Below are 18,871 nucleotides of genomic sequence, written 5' to 3'. Positions count from 1 at the left end.
CACTGCAAACATCTCATGAATTCTAAAAGTAACTTTACAGTTAGCCTTTGGATTAGGTAGTTCCCACTTTAAATCAATGTGTTAAATTTCACAGAATATGCAACTCATTAGATGTAAGCTTGTTTTGGTTTGTCATGTGAAGGTGAGTTTTAAGTCATATTTATGAACCTATGCTCGATCTTACACTTATAGTCGGTTATCAAAAACTAAGGTATTTGCAATGCAAAACATAAATGTATTTATAAAAGAAAACGTCAACCAAATAGCGCATAAGGGCCTTCATATCGCACCAGATATTCCGGAGAAGAAACTTAATAATGCTGCTAGGTCGATGTGCCTGCAAGATACCATCGGTTCCGTCGTTGCGCTACTTGATAGTACGGTATTCGGCAGCGGTAAAGACGGCTTAGTATTCACTGGTGAAAAAATGGTTTACAAACCAGCATTCGAGTCACCTGAAATGGTAAACTTTAGCGATCTCGAAACCGCGGAATATGTCCGCAATGTAACGAAAAATGATAAAGGTAAAGAAAAAATCACCGAGTACACCACAGTTACCCAAAAAAGTGGGTCATCCTTTAAAATTGAACACATCAGTGAATGTAATCTCGAGAAATTAGCTGAGTTCTTAAACACTATCAGCGGTCAATTTGATACCTTTGAAGAAGAAGAGCAGTTAGTTGCACTATCTGAAATGTCAGAAGACCTCAAGGTTGCCTATTTAAAAGTTATCGTGAACATGGCTTACTCCGACGACGGAGAGGTCGACAAAGATGAATTTGCCCAGATTCTTCTGCTCATGACCCGATTAGAACTTAGCTCTGAATCACGTTTTGCGCTAAGAGAGTACATAACCACAACCGGTGAACTAGAGAGCTTAGAATCCCTGATACAAACAATCGATGAAACCTGTATACCTAGCCACAATAAAGCAGTAAAGATATCTCTCGTCAAAGATCTGTTCAGCGTCTTTATGAGTGTGAACAATGGTCAGCATGACAACTTTGCCTTCTTTAAAGAGAATAACTACTTATTCAATATTAGCGATGAAGAAGTTGAGCTCATCATTGATGCACTCAAGCTCGACTTCAGGATGCTCAATGATGATTTTAGTGACGATGCACTTACTCGTGGTATGAAAGAGCTGGGCGCAAAAGCGGGAGCTGTGGGAGTGCCTTTGGCGGCAGTTTACCTTTCTGGTTCAGTCGTTGGTATGTCCGCTGCAGGTTTAACGTCAGGTCTTGCAACGCTTGGTCTAGGCGGTGCATTGGGGTTCTCTAGTATGGCAACTGGCATTGGTGTTGCGGTCCTACTAGGTGTTGGTGCGTATAAAGGTATCAAGCATTTAACAGGGGCTAATGAGCTTGATAAAACCAAACGCAGAGAGCTGATGCTTAATGAAGTTATCAAGCAGACCCAAGCAACCGTGTCACACTTAATGGAAGATATTAATTTCATTACCACCAAGTTGAACGAAAGTGTTTTTTCTCACGGTGCTCAAGACGAAAAAGTAAAATTGCTTTTGAAAAAGGTGAAGCAACTAACTTCAGCAGGAAATGTGCTTACACAGAAAGGCGACGCGACTCGAAACAAGTGCTTCAAGCTGAAGTGTCCAACAGAGCTTAATCACGAGAAACTTCAATCACTTACTCGTGAAGCAACAAAGCAGCAAATTTACACAGTAATTATGTCTTTCTACGAAGAGAAAGTCGTTGAGCGTGAACAAGACGGCCAAACTACAACCGTTAGTGTACTCACCTTAAAACAAGATATTTCTACTTTAGAAATGGAAAAACTTGCCAAAATCTTTGAAGCAATTGGGTATTTCAAAGCAGCTGACGTGATCAAAGGTAAATTATCAGGGATATTTTCATAGTGACTAAGCCAGATGAACATGTTTCGGCAATGTTGGTGCAAAAGCACCAACTGGATCAGTCGGAAGAAAAGCTGAGCGAACTGGATATTGCCCTTAACGCTCTACAGCAAAGCCAACAAGCTAATAGTGATGCTCTTGATCAGGCGCTAGCAGATTTAGATGTGATGTTGGATAACCACAACCTTAACTCCCCATTAGTTGAGAATATAGATATTACTCAAGAATTATTAGAACTAGATAGCTCGATCGCACACTCACAAATTAAGCCAAGCATTGCGTCAATACCCCTGCTCAATACTCTAGATTTCAATGAAAATATGAGTTGGGAACAATACCAGAGATCGGTTGAGCTTTATGCTCTGAGTAACAATATTGATTTAAGTGCAGATCCGTTTACTACATTAATGTCACCAGTTCAGCGAATAGAACTCGAAAAACGAATCAAAGATGAGTTTACTACCAAGAACGCACAATGTGACAAGTATGATTATCTCATTGCTGGCACGTGTGGTGTTATTGGTGGGCTCATAGATGTGTTCTTCGTTGGTATGCCTGGAGAAGGAAAGCTCACTAAAGTTGCAGATGACGCAGTTGATTCGGCCGTTGAAAAATTTGCCTCAGCATGCGGTTGGCAAGGGGAAAGAGAAGGTGGGGATTCAACTAAGAGCGCGATCGGTTACTTAGAGCGTAACTTCAAAGTTAATTATGACCAAGCAACAACGTTTGGTAAGAATGGGACTGATGGTGCGGTTAAAAACCTTTCTCCCAAGAATCACCATTTAAAAAGTTTGGCACATTCGCCTGACCTTATTGGACTGTTTTTCTCTATTTTGAACCAGTTTACGGATACCTCGACTTTTATCTCAAACGGCCAGATCATCACCATTGATACTGAAACCCATGAGCTAAAAGGTGGTACCTTTATAGCCAAAGTCTTTTCTGGTTTTGCCAATTGGCTAGGGCACTTATTCTCTGATATGGCAGGTTCTTCAGGAGCATCGGGACGCGGTGCGGGCATTCCAATTCCTTTCTATAACTTCCTGTTGCTGTTGGATGTTGGTGAGTTTGGTCAACACAGGCAATCTTTTGCAACTGTAGCCACACAAGTATTCGAAAAGGGTTATGACTTGAGGCATGGCATTGCCATGGCAATGCCCGTTCTGATTACCGACCTTTTAACACGGCTAATGTGGGCGAGTAAGCGGCGTTTTTATCATAAACAACCATGGAAGGAGTGCGCTCCCTCCGAGAGTAATCCAGAGTTAAGACGAATGCTATTAGTTGCTCACGGCACACTTTGTTTGATTGACTCTGGTGATGCAGCTCTTAAGTCTGGTGGTGATATGGTGCAGTTCTTATTGAGAACCAACATAATCGGCTGGGCTCGACTTGGTAGTTTAGCTCTGAGGGAAGTCTATGCTTGGCACAACGTTGGGCATATTGATATTGATGCTGTGGATGAATACTTAGACGCGGAACTGAAGAGACTAGCTACTTCATAGGCGTACAAAGATAGTTTTAGAATTATCTGTTCCGTTCCAAAGTGCGGCTTAGACTTAGTCTCTAAGCCGTTCACCATCAAGTGTAAGGCCGTCTCCACCGCCTCCGAGGAAAAATGGCTAACAAACTATTCGAGGTTGATTCGCAACGCGTGGCATTTTTCCATGCTGTGAAATTGGCGTCCTAACTCAGACCTTAACAGGGCCTTATTTGACTTGGCACTGAACAAGGGCAATAGTCTTGCCCTTGTTATAATGGTTAATTATTCCTTACAACCATTTTTCTCACATGTCACTTTACTAGTAGTATTTGTCCAATGATTAGGGTTTTCCTTTGTATTGAATCCGCAACCAGTAATTCCACCTTTTTGGCCTTTGTGTACAATGCTTGGTCCATCTGGTGGGGTGTGCTTTACAGGCATGTTAATTATATCCTTATCTCACTTGCCGTTATTGGCAGTAGTAATATAGTTATAAATCGCACAAGGTATGCATATTGTTGCTTTTTTTTCTATTTTTGAGATGTTAAACGACATTTCTAACACCTCACTTTAACGAACGCGGATCACGTAGTTACAGCCGGGACTGTTGGTCTGCCTATTTCAATCTGCCAACTAGTCGCGACATTTTCATTAACGACACGGTTAAAGGAGTGACTCAACAAAGCCATTCAAAGGCGAGCTTGACAGTTTCTTCGATTAATAAGCTATTTGGGGTTCTAATGTATGACACCGTAAATGTTAGTGGTCGTGGTGTCCAATTCGTCTTGATTATTGATAGGCGTCCTTCTTTAAGCTGTTCCTTGATAACTTCTTTTGGTAGGGTTGCGACCCCGACGCCACTCTCTGCCAACTTTACACTCGCAGATAATGAGCTTGCTGAATAGAAGCGAACAGGATGTTGTTTTTGGGCAGAAAAATGACTGTTTATTTCATGGTAAGGGACTGTGTTTCTAGCATAGGTGATTATAGGCCAGCGGGTAAAGGTATGTGTTTCTGTTGGTCCATTTAAGCCAAGTGAGGGGCTTGCAACCCAATAGAGAGGATACTCACATATTACTTTATTGATAACTGACGGCTCCGAAATAGGACCAAGAAGAATTGCAATGTCAATATTGTGCGCCATCAGTTCTTTGCTTAGGTTCACAGTTGCATCGACAATTAACTCAATTTCAATATTTGGGTATTTCTCATTAAGACTTGTCAGGAATTCAGGTAACCAAGTGTGTACCAGCGTTTCTGATACACCAATGCGGAGCAATCCTGAGAGGGCGCTAGCTGCGTCGGCTCTATAACAAAGTTGCGCTGTACTATTGAGGATATTTTCTGCCAAAGGGAGTAACTCTCGCCCCCTTGCTGTCAATGTAATGCCGCCTTTTTCTCGATTAAACAGCGTTGTATTAAGAGTATGCTCTAGATTGGTAATACGGGTTGAAATAGCGGGCTGGGTTGTACATAAATGCTCAGCAGCTTGGCGAAAGCTGCCTAAATTGGCAATCCAGACAAAAGTTTCAAGCTGTTTTAAGTTCAACATTCCAAACACTTTCCATTATTCCGTGACGGTAGCAGGATCTATGATCCATATACCTACATAAATTATTTTTATTAATATACGCAAAAAAACACAAATAGACATTATCTAAATAAGTCGTATTGTTACTTTGCGTTAACATATTAATTACCAATGGATGGCACTATGACTACGTCAGTATCACAACTTCCTCTTCCTGCGTTACGTCAACGTATTCGTGAAAATGCATTTATCGGTTCGACCAGTGGTTTAGCAAAGGGGTACTTGCAAGCCAATCTTGTAATATTGCCGGCTGAGTGGGCGAATGATTTTCTACTATTTTGCCAGCGTAATCCGATTTCTTGCCCATTGATCGGAATGACCGAGCCCGGTGATAAAAATTTGGCAGAGCTTGGCCTCGATATCGATATTAGTCGTGATGTGCCGGAATACCATGTGTTCTACGATGGTCAATTTGAGCTTGCGACACCAGAATTAACTCAGTATTGGCGTGATGATTTGGTCACTTTCGTTTTGGGTTGCTCGTTCTCTTTTGAAGAAGCGATGCTTCAGGCTGGCCTGAGTGTTCGTAACATTGAGCAGCGATGTAATGTCTCTATGTACGATACCAATATTGCCTGCCAGCCCGCAGGGCGATTTAAGGGAAATATGGTGGTCTCGATGCGTCCGTTCAAACCTGCTGATGCGATTCGTGCGATACAGGTCACCACTCGTTTCCCTAAAGCCCACGGTGCCCCGGTTCACTTTGGTACGCCAGATGCTATTGGGATTGAAGACATTAATGTTCCAAATTATGGTGACCCGGTAACGATAAACTCACAGGAAATACCAGTATTCTGGGCTTGTGGCGTTACTCCGCAAAACGTAATTCGCAGCAGCAAACCACCTCTGTGTATTACTCATGCTCCAGGCAAGATGTTGATCACCGATCGGTTAAATAACGAATTTGCATTCCTGTAAGTCGAAACCAAGGAGAACGTCATGAAAATTAACTGTGATATGGGTGAGAGCTTTGGTCTTTGGCAGTTAGGTTGCGATGAGCAAGTGATGCCTTTTTTAGATATGGCTAATATCGCCTGTGGTATGCATGCGTCAGATCCTGTGGTGATGAAGAAAACAGTGCAGCTAGCAAAGCAGCATGGTGTGATTATTGGCGCTCATCCGGGGTATCCAGATCTGCAAGGTTTTGGCCGTCGTTTTATCGCTATGGAAAAAGACGAGCTGGCCGCGTTTTTTATTTATCAGCTTGGTGCGCTACAGGCTATTTGCCAGAGTGAGTCGGTGGTGCTTAGTTATGTTAAACCTCATGGCGCACTGTATAACGCGATGATGAAAGATGATGACGTTTTTCTCGCGCTGCTCTCTGCCCTTAATCAGTACAATTCTGATCTTCCGTTGGTTGTTATGGCTGTTCCGGATTACCGGAGGTATCAAGATCTAGCTGCAACTTACGGTATTCAGCTTTGGTTTGAAGCGTTTGTCGATAGAGCCTATGACGACAGCGGACGTCTTACCCCGCGCTCTGTATCAGGCTCAAGCCTTACGACGATTGAGCAAATAGAGCAGCAGGCTTTAATGTTGATTGAAGAGCAAGCGGTAATTTCGCTGTCGGGACAGAAAATTACCATTCATGCCGATACCTTATGCATTCATGGTGATGGGGCATTATCGTTGCCCACGGCGCAAGTTCTGAGTGCGAGGTTAAATCGCCAATGAAGATCTCTGCAGTAAATGAAAACACGTTGATGGTGTATTTTTCGGATTCGGTCAGTCCTGAAACGGCTGAGCAGATCGCGGCAGCAATTCCTGTCATCCGCGAGCAGTTAGGATTGTATGTGGTTGATATCGTACCTTCATATACCTCGATATTAATTAGCTTTGACTTGATCACCATCGGAATTCGCGAATTTAACCTGCGCTTACAGAAGGTTCTGATTGAATGTAGCCGTGCTTCGCTATCTGCGAACCAGGTAAGGTGTATTGAACTACCTGTTTATTATGGGCCTGAAGTTGCGCTGGATGCGCAAGAGATCTGCCGTCATACCGGCTTGTCTTTTGATGACGTCGTTAATATCCATGTATCTGCTACATACCGCGTTTACGCGATTGGTTTTGCGCCGGGCTTTGCGTATTTAGGTAATACGGATAAACGGATAGAAATTCCCCGCAAACAAACGCCTCGCTTGAAAGTGCCATCCGGAAGCTTGGCTATCGCAGATCGGCAAACGGCTATTTACCCGAAGCAGTCTCCGGGGGGGTGGCAAATTATTGGTCGAACACCCATTAGTTTGATTGATTACCAACGTGAGAATCTAACGGTGTTTGAAATGGGGGCACAAGTTTCATTTACGCCTATTGATAGGGCGACGTTCCTAGACATGGGTGGGGTGCTGTTGCCAGAAGAAATTGCGATGGATGGGGAGGTGGCATGACGCTACGAATTTTAACCGCTGGCCCGTTGAGCCTACTGCAAGACCTTGGTCGATTTGGTCATCAGGCTATCGGGGTGAGTACTGGTGGGCCAATGGATGAACATGCGTTCTTATGGAGTAATCGCCTGTTAGGTAACGACCGTAATGCGGCACAAATTGAGATTGCGATGGGGCAGTTTAGTTGTGAATTCTATGCCGAAACCACCATTGCTTTAACGGGCGCGGATATGGCGGCCACATTGAATGGCCAGCCTATTGCATTCTGGCAGTCTTATCCGGTTCGTCAGGGCGACCAATTAGCACTGCGAGGAGCTCGTTCTGGGATGCGGGCATACCTTGCTATTCAAGGTGGGTTCAAGGTGCCTACACCACTCAATAGCTGTGCGACTGTCATTCGGGATGAGCTAGGCGGCCTTCAAGGAGTAGGTGAAAAGCTGAACTCCAAGGACTATATCCGATACTCGGCAAGTCAACCAATGGCGACCAAGCAAGTATTGCCCCAGTTTATACCGCAATATAGCCAACAAGTGACCTTGGAAGTGATCCCTGGTTATCAGTATGACTTGTTTACGCCTGAGCAACGCCAGCGATTTTTCAATGCGAGTTATACCCTAACACCACAAATGGATAGGATGGGATGTCGATTATCTGGTGAACCCATCGAATGCCAGAGGCGTAACTTGATCTCTGAAGGGATCGCGCTTGGCGCGATCCAGATCCCTGCAGATGGGCAGCCGATTGTCTTGCTACGAGACAGGCAAACCATTGGCGGTTACCCGAAAATTGGTTGTGTTACAGCTAAAGGGTTGAGCCAACTAGCGCAATGCCAACCGGGCGCTGAAATTCGGTTTATTGAAAAAAACCTCTATGAAGCAGAAGCGGAACATTCGATTCAACAGCACTTTTTTCACGGCTATGTAGGGAAAAAGTGGAGACAAGAACAAACTCTAGCTGGTTAATATTCATCAAATTATGGAAGAAGCAGCATTCGGATAGGTGCTGAAGAGTAACAATTACAGGAGTAATACATGTCTACAGACAAAGTGATACGGCAACAGGTGAGCGACTCGACCTCTGGGCCGTTAACCAAAGAGGGGTTTAACTGGTCATTGATTATGGGAGCTGCTTTTTTGATGGCGACTTCTGCAGTTGGTCCAGGGTTCCTTACTCAAACCACCGTCTTTACTCAAACACTTGGCGCCAGTTTTGCTTTTGTTATTTTAGTGTCGATTTTTCTTGATATCGGCGCTCAACTAAACATATGGCGGGTAATTGTAGTCTCAAAAAAACGTGCTCAAGACATTGCAAATGATTTGTTACCTGGTTTAGGGGTTGCAATTGCAGGTACTGTTGCGTTGGGGGGATTGGCGTTTAATATCGGTAACTTAGGTGGTGCAGGTATGGGAATGAACGTTTTATTTCCGGAGATCACACCAGTAGCAGGTGCAGCGATCAGTGCGGTGATTGCGATCAGTATCTTTTTATTAAAAGATGCCTCGAAAAAGATGGACCGATTTACCATCGTGATGGGGGCTTCACTGATAGTCATGACGTTATACGTTTTGTTTTCGACCTCCCCCCCCTTTGGTGAGGCGCTATATAGGTCTGTTTGGCCAGAGAAGATCAACGTATTGGCTATTGTAACTTTGGTTGGCGGCACTGTTGGTGGTTACATTACATTTGCAGGCGCACACAGATTGATCGATGCTGGTGTGACAGGGCAAGAAGCATTAACACAGGTTAACCGTGGTTCAATTTCTGCAATAAGCTTAGCATCTGTCGTTCGGGTAATATTATTTCTTGCTGCGCTCGGGGTTATAAGTACTGGCGTTGTCCTTGACCCTGAAAACCCACCCGCATCAATGTTTCAGCATGCAGCCGGTAACATTGGCTACAAGTTGTTTGGTTTGGTACTTTGGACTGCTGCTATCACTTCAGTGATCGGGGCAGCATATACCTCTGTATCATTTTTGAAAACGCTTCACCCTTTTATTGAACGCAACACTCGAGGTTTCATTATTGGTTTTATCGCAGCATCCAGCCTTATTTTCTGCTTTATTGGTAAACCAGTCACTCTATTGATTGTTGCAGGTGCATTGAACGGATTTATCCTACCCGTTACGTTAAGCATTATGCTGATAGCTGCTCGTAAGTCAGCTATAGTCGGAGGCTATAAGCACCCAAAATGGATGTCGGTATTTGGTTGGTTGATTACAATTATGATGGCTGCAATGAGCTTGTATACTCTGTTTATTATGATCTTTGACTAAACACTAATAGAGGCTCCACCGTGCTTATGCCTGGTGGGGCACTTTTGGGGGAAAGAAGTCCATAACTTGCCATAACCTTTAGTTACCCATTAATTGCTAATCCTCGTGATGGGGATGCTTGTGAACCTCACAGTAAGCAAAGCAAGACAATATAATATTGTGGCTTTGAGTTCTTTCGTCGTAGTCCCACTTAACCTAAAGAGACTATCCTGATGTAATACAGCAACGGTGATCGTTGATAGAGCATTACGTTAATAAAAATGAGGTTGTACAATTTAACCTTTGATCATCTATGTGTTACGAGCGGTTAGAAATCTTGTCCATCAGGTTCAGTTTGCATTTGGTCCGCAATGTTAAACTGTATTGCTTTATGTGAGTAGGTCACTAATTAAAGTAGTTGATGAAAGTCCCGCAGTGGTATGCAGATATAAATCACGCCCACGTTCTCCGTACCATAGCCAACAGCCTTATGTACGTACCACCACACGGTTCGTAATCCCTCGGCGGTTTCTTCATCCCATTCCAGTACACTACCAATAGGAACATGGTGCGAAGCAATACGCAGCATTAGCGGCTCTAAGGACTCGCCAAGGTTTTCGTCGCCATCATCCATCATGAAAAAGTTCTCTTGCTCATCTGGACAATCCAACAAAGCCACCAGCTCTGGATCGCTATAAGTGAGCGTGTCTTGGTTGGTTTCTAGCTCTAATACTGACTCGCTTTGGTAATTATCATCCGTTGGTGCCGATTCTGGCTCAATAGGGCGATACAGGGACGCTTCAAAGTGATCAGGTGATAGTTTGATAGCCTTAATCCAATCTTCCCTTAAAACGCGATTAAAGGGCTCATGGCCTTGGTATCGAGCCTTTCTTACTACAGGTTTAACTACGTCACTCACTTGATGATTCTCTCTAATCTGCCTGGTGTTACGTTCATCAACTTTGCGAAATCGGTCAGTGCTTCACTCTTAGTTTTCCCTTGCAGCTTGTAGCCGTCATGGAAGTTCTGGAAGCCGACCTTAATCATATCGATATAACCTTTCTTCTCATTGGACTCGTTACGTAGTTTGCGCGCTTGGCGCTTGATGGTTTCGCTTTCCCGTTTCTGTTTGGCGATCTGTTTTTCCACTGCTTTCTGAGCGCGTAGATACTTCGCGTGTTCGCGCGTAGCGGCGGCCTTATCCACCACCGTTTTACGGTTACGTGCGGCAGCTTTCTTCTCGTTCTCATTGAGCAAGTACGTTTTGTTATCTGAGCCAAAACCAACACGGCGCGCTTGCTGTTTCATTTGGTTGGCCAAGATGCGTTGCCATGCCAGCGATTGCAGCATGGTTGTCGCCTTGAGAACGTGTTTACATGCCACGCCGGACAATTCAGGGTTTCGGATTTTCGGGAAAGCAAACTCTTTAGGCGGCGCTATGCAGTAGTTACCCATAGTGGCCAAGTATCGATACCAATACTGGTGACGGCCACAGTCGCAATCAAAGGAAATACGGCCAGCACACGCCAATTGCACCGCTTGGTTGTAATCCCCATTAGGCGGTTCGTGTAGTAGTTCATCCCACTGCTCAAAACGCACCTTTACTCGGTGTTCTTCATGTCGAGACACGCTTGATGCTCGGACACGAATAAGCGCGATATTGTTCTTAATACCGATCAACGTGGCCTTGTGAATGCCTGTACCGTCATCGACACGGTTGTTTGCACGGTCTACGTCGATTTGACGCGAGTTCTTCACCAAAAAGGCGTAGGTGATACCCGCTGTCTTGCTGTCATAGACCTCTTTGTGTCGCTGGCGAGCCTTGTCGAACTTGATCAAGTCTTCTTTGGTAAACCGTTGCCCTTTAGCCTTTTCGCCTAGCGCTTTTAATGCCTTATTAGTTGGCTTGGCCAGCGTTGAGGCGGTCAGCGTTCGCTTGGCATTACGGCGGTTTCTCTTTTGCGCCTGTTCAATCTTGTTGAATAGCTGGTTGAACTGCTTTTCATTGAGGCCAAGGCTGGCAAATGAGCCGTTATCCCGTTTCTCCGCTTCAAACTTCTTCGGCATAAGTTACAGTCCCATTTCGTCCATGAATTGACGCATGGAACGACGCACCCAAGATGCTGGTGGAAGCTTGATGGTTTCGCCAACAGGTAGCGGATTCGTTGGGTCGTCTACGTCACAGACCAGACTAACCAACCAATCAAGCTCAACCGTGGCGTAAGCTCTGTAAGAGACGAGATCCGCACGATAAACCTCATCAAGTCGAATGGTGTACTCAAAGAGATCGGTATTGCCCGAACGGTTGACGTATTCCATGACGATGGCAAAGAAATGCGCCCGTAGAATATCGTCCTCGATGTTCTCTGCTGAGAGGCGGGATAACTTACTCATAGTCGCCTCCCATACGATACTTACCGTCTGCGATTAGCCCTGTTTTAGCCTTGAACAGTCCCATTGCTCGCGAGGCCATTTCTGGCTCTTTCTTAGGTTTGCGTAACAGGTCAAACAAGCTCTTAAGCGTTATCGTGTCGCCAATACTGTCTTGTGTGGCCGCATAGACCACAAACATGAGCGCGTAGGTGTCAGGGCGCAGTTCTGACCAGTCGATGTTGTACGTTGGCTTACCATCGGTTCCCCGTACTTCTTCCACGATGGATGGCGACACTTCGAAGCGGCCACCAGCGTTAGGCGGGTAGGTGATAGCGTTTAGGGATGTGAGATAGTTATAGGCTTCCATTGCCGACACAATGATCGGTCTGCCTTTTGCGTCCAGTTCGGACAGGCGAACGGCGCGCCCATACTTCGAAAAGTAGGGCGTAACCTCGTCCACCAGCACAATAAAACCGCCTTTTTTGAGCTTTTCTAACTTCTCGGGCAAAGTCAGCTTAAGGCTCATCAATGAGCGCTCTAATTGTTGGCATTCGATGATATGGAGTTGACCATCATCTACACCAGCAAGCATAAGTCGTGGCTGGCCAGATGATAGAGTAAGAACAGCTATGCGCGTTCGTGCCATGTTGTGACCTCTAAGCGCGCTTTTTAAGATGGGGAGTCTTGGTCAGTTTAACACCATTAACTAGGTTTTGTAGCCCTGTTAATGATTTTTATATTAACTAATGTTCGGAATGTTGTGGGTAAATGTTTTCGAGCAGTTCAAATGGCAATCCCGCCAGCTTATAGACCTTAAACAACAGCTCTGTCTCTGTACCGTTGTGGATCTTCCATTGCGCTTTGCCGCCGTATTTCCCTTTTGCGTGGATAGGTATCATATCGGGATACTGAGCGCGCTTATCCGCTTCCAGTAGCGTGTCGTGGTGATAACAACACAAGGGTAATACATACGCATGCGCCCGTTCTCCAACACGACCAAACACATGATGCAAGGAAATCACCGGATTCTCTCGGCCATGCAGCCAACACGCAATACACGGTAAGCGACCAATGGCATCCATAATGCGCTTTTCCTCTGTCGTAGGCGTTCGACCTTTCAATCCCTTACTGGCGATCTTTTTGGTCGGTTTCTTCGCTACAGGCTTCGCCTTTTGGCGCTCGAGACGCTGTTGTTGTTTGTCACGCTGCTTTTTCTGGTATTCGGGATCATTTAAGCGCTCGATTTGTCGCTGGCGCTGACGCTCTTGTTGCTGTAATTGCTTTTTGAAGCGCTTCTCCCGTTCCTCGGGGTCATTCATCTTGGCGATTTGCTTTGCGCGCGCCCGTTCCATTGATTGTTTTTGCTTCTCTCGTCGTCTTTGAAGTTTCTCTGCTATTGTCAAAGCCATTAAAAACACCTACTATTTGTTTGCTCTTGTTTCACATTTGCTGGTGGAACATGAAAAGGCTGGTAACTCGAATTTGCTGATTCGAACTGTTTGCTAAGGCCAGCCGCAAAAAAACCGCGTTTATTCGCGGTTTTTTTGTACCTATCAAAAGTAACTCTCAATCAAAACCCGATGGCATGGCTTGCCGTCATCGTTACGCATCCGTTGCCCCAAACTGACGATCTTCATGAGCTTGCCCTCGTAGTCCCAAGGCTGATTTCGAGTTAAACACTCTTTGGCTCGTTTAAGCGCTGGCGAGCCAACTAAAAGATAAACGGCTTTGCGAGGTTTCACGCAGCATTCTCCGTAGCAATGTTTGAGGAAGTGATCATAGACAGTGAACGTTCGGCAAACTTAAGCTCTGCTTTGCGCATATCAATGTCGCGCTCTACATGCAGTGTGAAGTTGTCACAGAACACGCCTTTCTCTTTCTGGTGCGCGTTCAGCTTCTCTTTAAGTTGAGTGATTTCTTGATTGAGTTTTTCAATGTACGACTTGAAGTAAGTCTCGCTGCCGATTTCCAGCATCACCGATGCAGGACTACGAATGATAGACAGGTCATCGCATGTAGATTCGTTGCGTAAAAGGTTAAGAACACGCTCGCCATCTTGAGTTAAGCTGTAATTCTTGCGGTCTGGTTTACCGTCTTGCGCTTCAATTTCGTGTGACACTAAACCCTTTTCGGTCATGCGACCGAGTTCGCGGTACACTTGCTGGTGGCTAGCTTGCCATGCGCCAGATTCAGGCATAGTTCGGTTTGTTAGGTCATAGCCTGTTTGTGTTCTCTGTTCAAGAATTGCTAGAAGTAGATTACCCAAAGTCATAGTTAGTTACCTTTTGTTATTGATGCCAAATTTAACCCGTATCCTCGTCAATAAATCCATGACAGAGATACTCTCTACTTGTTGAGTAATGCGTAAGTCTTCCCTTTAACGCCTTTTTGTTGCGGTTGTGCCAGTGCTCGTATCCGGCAGTAAACGCATATTGGTTGTTGTTGTAGTCTGCATAATGCAGATCTGAGCCGTTGCGAGCCTCACTCACTCCCGCCGACCAGCTTGCTAGAAAATCGTCACGCTCATTGAGTTTGATAGCTTGTCGCTCATCATCATGCACCCCAAGTAACGTGATAATTCCTAGCCCTTGCATGCGGTCAATGACGGTCGTATCGAAATAGCCGATGTAGATTTCATCGTGCGGGATAAACTCTACTTGTAGTGGCATTTCGTAGACCGTTCCATCTAGCGGTAGAGCTTCCATAAGCTCTATGAGTAGGCTCAACTGGTTTTTTGGAATTGCCATTGGCCAGTGCCTTGTCTAGTTGTTTAACCACATCTGCACACATGGAAAAGCGAGGCATTTCATTTCGTATCGCTTTTTCGTCTGCGCCCTCAATAAAGGCTTTCGCCTCATCTGCACTCCCTAACACCCAACTCACACACACGTTCGCTACCGCGCTAGCGTTGCGGCTAATGGCCATCGATACTGTTGCTCCGTGGTTAGACAGGGCAATAGTGCCTTTGCTGGTATTGAACGTTTTTATGGTCATTTTCTACAAATGATTAAGCGTGTTCGGAATGGTGCGTGAGGCTATCACATCAAAATTAAGATATGCAATAGCTAATTTACCTCTTAATATCAAAAAAATACATATTGATATTGATTTTCGTGTTCGGAATTAAAGGTTGTTGCCGCAATCCAAAAATGGGATTAGATTACGCCACAAGCAAACAGTCGGATCCGTTTAAGAAATGAATCTAATTCACGGATTTTGCAGCACTAATCCACTAATTAACCCTGATATGGTGCTAATGCAGAGAGGTACATACGCCCACCAGCTAAAACGACTTTTCACTGACAGCAAACTACGTGTCGGTCATCTTTATGAGATGAAAACGACAGCAAGTAGCAGTGTTAAGTTTTGGGATTCACTCTCTGCTTATTTTGATGAGATTACTTACAAAGCAAAAGAAAGCTACACGGAGATTGATTCTCAATATCAATTTTTAACCTATCTAGCTGATGCGGTTTACTTGATTGAAAAAAAGGGCATTGATTGGGATGTCTCCATCCAGTCATTGATTTTGGACGATGACCAAACGCAAGAAACCCACGATCAACAGCTACGCAATATTAGCCACCTTCTGAAGATGACAAAGCTGTACGCAGAACAGTTTTAACGATGCTGACGATCTACCCATTGGACGAATTTATTAAGGCAAATTTCCGAAGCAATTCGGAGTTTGCCAGGATACATGGCGTTGTCTTGAACACGGTTTACAAGATGAACGCCAACGGAGTTCATGCCAGCGGAGATAGAAACAATTACACCCTCTGGTATGGCAAGAAAAGCGGCAGTGAACAACAGCAATTGTTCTAGTTCCACCAGCGATTGACAAATACATATCAGCCACCATGAGTAATGTTGGTGGCTCGATTCATTTATTATGAAATTTAATTAATAAATGTTATCAACTGCATATCTAGAATTATCTATCTATGGTTAGATCTACGAATAGCTCTAATTTTACAAGGTTGACAATGAAAATTGAGGAACGTATTTATAAGTTGCTCCAAGAATCTAGCTTTCCAAGCATAGTTTTGCTAGATGGGCACTGGGGAGTTGGTAAAACGTATTTTGTAAAGCAGACCTTGATGCCCTATTTGAAGAATAAGTACAAAGCCACACATAAGGGTCATTACCTCTCTTTATACGGTGTTTCGGATCTGGATGATTTTAAAACTCGACTGCTTTCTCTTGTGTACAGTCGTAATGAACAAACAGGGTGGTTCGCAAAGCGCTATAGTGGTGTAGGCGATTTTGTAATGCAAACACTAGAGGGAACTAGAGGGGTAGGGAAAGCGCTTGGTAATGTTGGTTCAATTGTAAAGCAACATTACTTTAATCAGTTGAATGATCGAGTATTATTCATTGACGATCTAGAGCGCCTTTCTAACGAGAATGTAAAGTCAGAGATATTGGGCGAATGCTTAAACCTATGTGAAAATAAGAATATAAAAATCGTTGTCATTGGAAATCAGGGAAAGATAGAGAAGAAGGCAGACATCGAAAAAGTGTTTAGTGACATAGTGCACTTAAGTCGAACTCCTACCGATTTAATGTCAGTTGTCGATCAAATCTATATTGAAGAAAAGACCTTACCAAATGAGGCGAAGCAAATTATTGAAGACATGCTTCGCAAGTATGAGGTAGATAATATTCGCATAATTAGGCGCGCTATAGATCGTTTTTATGCCATAAGTAATCTCTTTATTCGAAAGGATGAACTGGACTATAGACAAATCGATAAACACAATCTTATTACATCACTAGCGACATGCTTCGCTATCTTCCATCATGAATTTTCCTTGGACGAGGTCTTGCAAGCCCTAGATGAAAATCCACTCATCCATAGGAAAAAAAAGGGGGAAACTGAGCTAGATAAAAGGATAGAGTTGCTCAGAAGTTTAATCCATCCTCTTAGGCCTCACACCACCGATAGCCACGTAAGATATATAGCAGCTTATGATAACAGGTTTAAAGATTTAGAAACCGAGATGAAGTTGCCTGTAGCAACTGATGACATTCAAGAAATATTGGATTATCAGTTTCGTAGACATGACGACTTGTGGTTGTCAGAGCGGCTGTCAAGATTTAAGCAATACATAGACAACCCAAAACCAACGGACTTTGTCAATTGGTGTAGAGCCTGTAGTGCCTATTCCTTTATGATAGAAAACAGGTATATAGAATATGATTTCGACGAGTTTGTTTCTAATATCAAGAAAGTTTTTGATAAGTTCATATTTGAGTCAACAGCGCATGTGAATATGCTTTGTAGAGATATCGGATACTATGTACACGACAGTCATTTGCGAAACGCAATATCTGAATTTTTACGCGATAAAGCTACTGGTATGCAAGCCAGTGAAATGGCAGTCTACAGAGAGCAGTTAGTGCAGTCTTGGCAGAGCTGTGTTGAAGTTACCGAACAAAAGTACGGCTCCAAACCTTTCCTACAACACCTCCAAAAGAAAGATTTTGATCAGATGATAACAAATTGGTCAAGCGGGGAGCTTTATGACTTTTCTAGTTTCATGTATCGACGTTATGACTTTAGCAATATTGAGGATTTTCTTTCGGAAGAGCTTGACGCTCTTGCCCTGCTTTGTGAGTGCATCGAGAATGAAAGAGAAAGATTATCTTACGGGGCTAAATTAGGAGTTTTAACTGAGCTCGCATCTAAAATATCCTCAATTCATGAGCGGCTTGGCAATAATTTGGAGTCAAAGTCAGGGGGGGGCGGTTCGTCTTGACAAAGGATGGTATGTCCAGTTCTCTTCAATTGTCATCGCCTCTCATTAAGCCACCAGCACGGTGGCTTTTTTGTGCATGGAGAATAAAAATAGGCACAATTGTTGACATTTAAATCCGAATAGGTACAATTGTGGATGTTGGGGGTGAGTTTATTCCCACGTTCTTTAAAAATCTGAGACTTAACAATTACATTATGAGGTGATCTATCGGCAAGTACCATACAGATAAAGACATTAGTAAGGCAATCAGCGAAGCAGTTAAAGCTGGTTGGATTTGGGAGTTAAGCAAAGGGCATCCAGCAGGGATTCTCAAATGCACCCACAAAAACAAATGTCACCGAATGTCAGTACCGTCTACCCCCATCCCAAGCAAACGACTTTGGTGGGCTAAGCGGATTAGAAAAGCTGTAAAACAGTGTAAGTAATATCAATCCCCTTGACTGCTCAAGGGGATTTTAAAAGTCTCGATTTTTTATTTAATTAAGTATCAGTGATACGGAGAGAGAGTTCGATGAGTATCTATGAGTTCACTCTAAACATCGGCAATATCAACATCACGAACGACAACGATTTACTCGACGTATCGTGCAAACTGTATGAGGGCGCTTGCTCTGACGCTGCGGTTATGTCTGTTGATGAAATGCTATATATCGAATTTGAGCGAGAGGCAGATTCCTTTGCTCAAGCTGTAACACAAGCAATCAAGGATGTGGAGTCGGTAGATGGCTACAACTTGCAGGTTATCTCTATTGAGGGCGACCTTGTGAGTTTGGGCGAAGCTGCGGAGTTCACCGGAGTTAAGAAAAGCACACTAGCAAAATACAAAAAGGGCACATTTGGCGGCGGCGGCTTCCCTGTGCCAGTACGCAAAGCTTCAAAGAAAGATCCTCTTTGGAGGCTTAGCGACATAGCAGATTGGCTATACCAAAAGGGCAAAGTTACTAGCGAGCTAGTAGAACGCGCTCGTATGATGGATGTAATTAACCATCACCTAGAAACCAGATTGATGAAGAATAGCGATAAGTACGCAAACCTACTCATCAATATCTAAACTAACCTAATAATACCCATAAAGTAATAAAGTCTCAGTTGCCACCAGCGTATCGCTGGTGGCTTTTTTTATGGTTGAAGCTAAAATGCCACTAATTGC

The 18,871-nt window shown here is 44.0% G+C and carries 20 protein-coding genes; 10 read left to right on the top strand and 10 right to left on the bottom strand.

Annotated features, from left to right (window positions below):
* Positions 1 to 220 precede the first annotated feature (220 nt).
* Positions 221 to 1,876, top strand: coding sequence for a hypothetical protein (locus R7Z47_RS18935; protein ID WP_213868188.1), 1,656 nt, complete (start codon positions 221 to 223; stop codon positions 1,874 to 1,876).
* The gene (locus R7Z47_RS18930; protein WP_269129202.1) at positions 1,876 to 3,378 is read left to right on the top strand and encodes a hypothetical protein; all 1,503 of its coding nucleotides are present in this window, start codon (positions 1,876 to 1,878) and stop codon (positions 3,376 to 3,378) included. The genes R7Z47_RS18935 and R7Z47_RS18930 overlap by 1 nt, the downstream gene beginning before the upstream one ends.
* 654 nt (positions 3,379 to 4,032) lie before the next feature.
* On the opposite strand, the gene R7Z47_RS18925 is transcribed toward R7Z47_RS18930, so the two are convergent.
* Positions 4,033 to 4,908, bottom strand: coding sequence for a LysR family transcriptional regulator (locus R7Z47_RS18925; protein WP_213868190.1), 876 nt, complete (start codon positions 4,906 to 4,908; stop codon positions 4,033 to 4,035).
* A 162-nt stretch (positions 4,909 to 5,070) separates the two neighbouring features.
* Here R7Z47_RS18925 and R7Z47_RS18920 point away from each other — a divergent pair, with 162 nt between their 5' ends.
* From R7Z47_RS18920 to R7Z47_RS18900, 5 genes are all read left to right on the top strand, one after another.
* Positions 5,071 to 5,865 (top strand): putative hydro-lyase, encoded by a 795-nt coding sequence (locus tag R7Z47_RS18920; RefSeq protein WP_375224519.1) that lies wholly within the window; start codon positions 5,071 to 5,073, stop codon positions 5,863 to 5,865.
* Between the two features lie 21 nt (positions 5,866 to 5,886).
* Positions 5,887 to 6,621, top strand: coding sequence for a 5-oxoprolinase subunit PxpA (locus tag R7Z47_RS18915; protein ID WP_269129201.1), 735 nt, complete (start codon positions 5,887 to 5,889; stop codon positions 6,619 to 6,621).
* The gene (gene pxpB, locus R7Z47_RS18910) at positions 6,618 to 7,337 is read left to right on the top strand and encodes a 5-oxoprolinase subunit PxpB (protein ID WP_318130464.1); all 720 of its coding nucleotides are present in this window, start codon (positions 6,618 to 6,620) and stop codon (positions 7,335 to 7,337) included. The genes R7Z47_RS18915 and pxpB overlap by 4 nt, the downstream gene beginning before the upstream one ends.
* Positions 7,334 to 8,296: a biotin-dependent carboxyltransferase family protein gene (locus R7Z47_RS18905; protein ID WP_213868194.1), complete on the top strand. Its 963-nt coding sequence runs from the start codon at positions 7,334 to 7,336 to the stop codon at positions 8,294 to 8,296. Before pxpB ends, R7Z47_RS18905 begins: the two co-directional genes overlap by 4 nt.
* Before the next feature lie 69 nt (positions 8,297 to 8,365).
* Positions 8,366 to 9,607, top strand: a complete 1,242-nt coding sequence (locus tag R7Z47_RS18900) for an NRAMP family divalent metal transporter (RefSeq protein WP_318130461.1) — start codon at positions 8,366 to 8,368, stop codon at positions 9,605 to 9,607.
* 388 nt (positions 9,608 to 9,995) lie between these two features.
* Here R7Z47_RS18900 and R7Z47_RS18895 read toward each other — a convergent pair whose 3' ends face one another.
* The 8 genes from R7Z47_RS18895 to R7Z47_RS18860 form a co-directional block, all read right to left on the bottom strand.
* Positions 9,996 to 10,505, bottom strand: coding sequence for a hypothetical protein (locus R7Z47_RS18895; protein ID WP_318130458.1), 510 nt, complete (start codon positions 10,503 to 10,505; stop codon positions 9,996 to 9,998).
* Positions 10,502 to 11,653 carry a hypothetical protein gene (locus R7Z47_RS18890; RefSeq protein ID WP_318130455.1) on the bottom strand — a complete coding sequence of 384 codons (1,152 nt, stop codon included), beginning with the start codon at positions 11,651 to 11,653 and terminating at the stop codon, positions 10,502 to 10,504. Before R7Z47_RS18890 ends, R7Z47_RS18895 begins: the two co-directional genes overlap by 4 nt.
* A gap of 3 nt (positions 11,654 to 11,656) precedes the next feature.
* Positions 11,657 to 11,980, bottom strand: coding sequence for a hypothetical protein (locus R7Z47_RS18885; protein ID WP_318130453.1), 324 nt, complete (start codon positions 11,978 to 11,980; stop codon positions 11,657 to 11,659).
* A complete protein-coding gene (locus R7Z47_RS18880; RefSeq protein ID WP_318130451.1) occupies positions 11,973 to 12,605 on the bottom strand; it encodes a hypothetical protein in 633 nt (210 codons plus the stop codon). The genes R7Z47_RS18885 and R7Z47_RS18880 overlap by 8 nt, the downstream gene beginning before the upstream one ends.
* 97 nt (positions 12,606 to 12,702) lie before the next feature.
* Positions 12,703 to 13,368 (bottom strand): Ref family recombination enhancement nuclease, encoded by a 666-nt coding sequence (locus R7Z47_RS18875; RefSeq protein ID WP_318130448.1) that lies wholly within the window; start codon positions 13,366 to 13,368, stop codon positions 12,703 to 12,705.
* A gap of 144 nt (positions 13,369 to 13,512) precedes the next feature.
* Complete coding sequence (locus tag R7Z47_RS18870) at positions 13,513 to 13,701, bottom strand: hypothetical protein (RefSeq protein WP_104968909.1); 189 nt, start codon at positions 13,699 to 13,701, stop codon at positions 13,513 to 13,515.
* A complete protein-coding gene (locus tag R7Z47_RS18865) occupies positions 13,698 to 14,231 on the bottom strand; it encodes a PadR family transcriptional regulator (protein WP_054866672.1) in 534 nt (177 codons plus the stop codon). Before R7Z47_RS18865 ends, R7Z47_RS18870 begins: the two co-directional genes overlap by 4 nt.
* 31 nt (positions 14,232 to 14,262) lie before the next feature.
* Positions 14,263 to 14,706 carry a hypothetical protein gene (locus R7Z47_RS18860; RefSeq protein ID WP_318130445.1) on the bottom strand — a complete coding sequence of 148 codons (444 nt, stop codon included), beginning with the start codon at positions 14,704 to 14,706 and terminating at the stop codon, positions 14,263 to 14,265.
* A gap of 509 nt (positions 14,707 to 15,215) precedes the next feature.
* Between R7Z47_RS18860 and R7Z47_RS18855 the strand changes: the two genes are divergently transcribed.
* Positions 15,216 to 15,584, top strand: a complete 369-nt coding sequence (locus tag R7Z47_RS18855; protein ID WP_180790734.1) for a hypothetical protein — start codon at positions 15,216 to 15,218, stop codon at positions 15,582 to 15,584.
* On the opposite strand, the gene R7Z47_RS18850 is transcribed toward R7Z47_RS18855, so the two are convergent.
* A complete protein-coding gene (locus R7Z47_RS18850) occupies positions 15,581 to 15,790 on the bottom strand; it encodes a hypothetical protein (RefSeq protein ID WP_318130440.1) in 210 nt (69 codons plus the stop codon). The two genes, R7Z47_RS18855 and R7Z47_RS18850, sit on opposite strands and share 4 nt — an antisense overlap.
* 155 nt (positions 15,791 to 15,945) lie before the next feature.
* On the opposite strand from R7Z47_RS18850, the gene R7Z47_RS18845 reads away from it, so the two are divergent.
* Positions 15,946 to 17,721 (top strand): P-loop NTPase fold protein, encoded by a 1,776-nt coding sequence (locus R7Z47_RS18845; RefSeq protein ID WP_318130438.1) that lies wholly within the window; start codon positions 15,946 to 15,948, stop codon positions 17,719 to 17,721.
* Between the two features lie 511 nt (positions 17,722 to 18,232).
* Positions 18,233 to 18,772 (top strand): helix-turn-helix transcriptional regulator, encoded by a 540-nt coding sequence (locus R7Z47_RS18840; protein WP_169629026.1) that lies wholly within the window; start codon positions 18,233 to 18,235, stop codon positions 18,770 to 18,772.
* Positions 18,773 to 18,871 lie beyond the last annotated feature (99 nt).

This window comes from Vibrio sp. 1641, from assembly GCF_033339995.1.
Lineage (GTDB): Bacteria > Pseudomonadota > Gammaproteobacteria > Enterobacterales > Vibrionaceae > Vibrio > Vibrio alginolyticus.
Note: the sequence above shows the minus strand (reverse complement) of the source record. Positions and strands in the feature narration are given on the sequence as shown.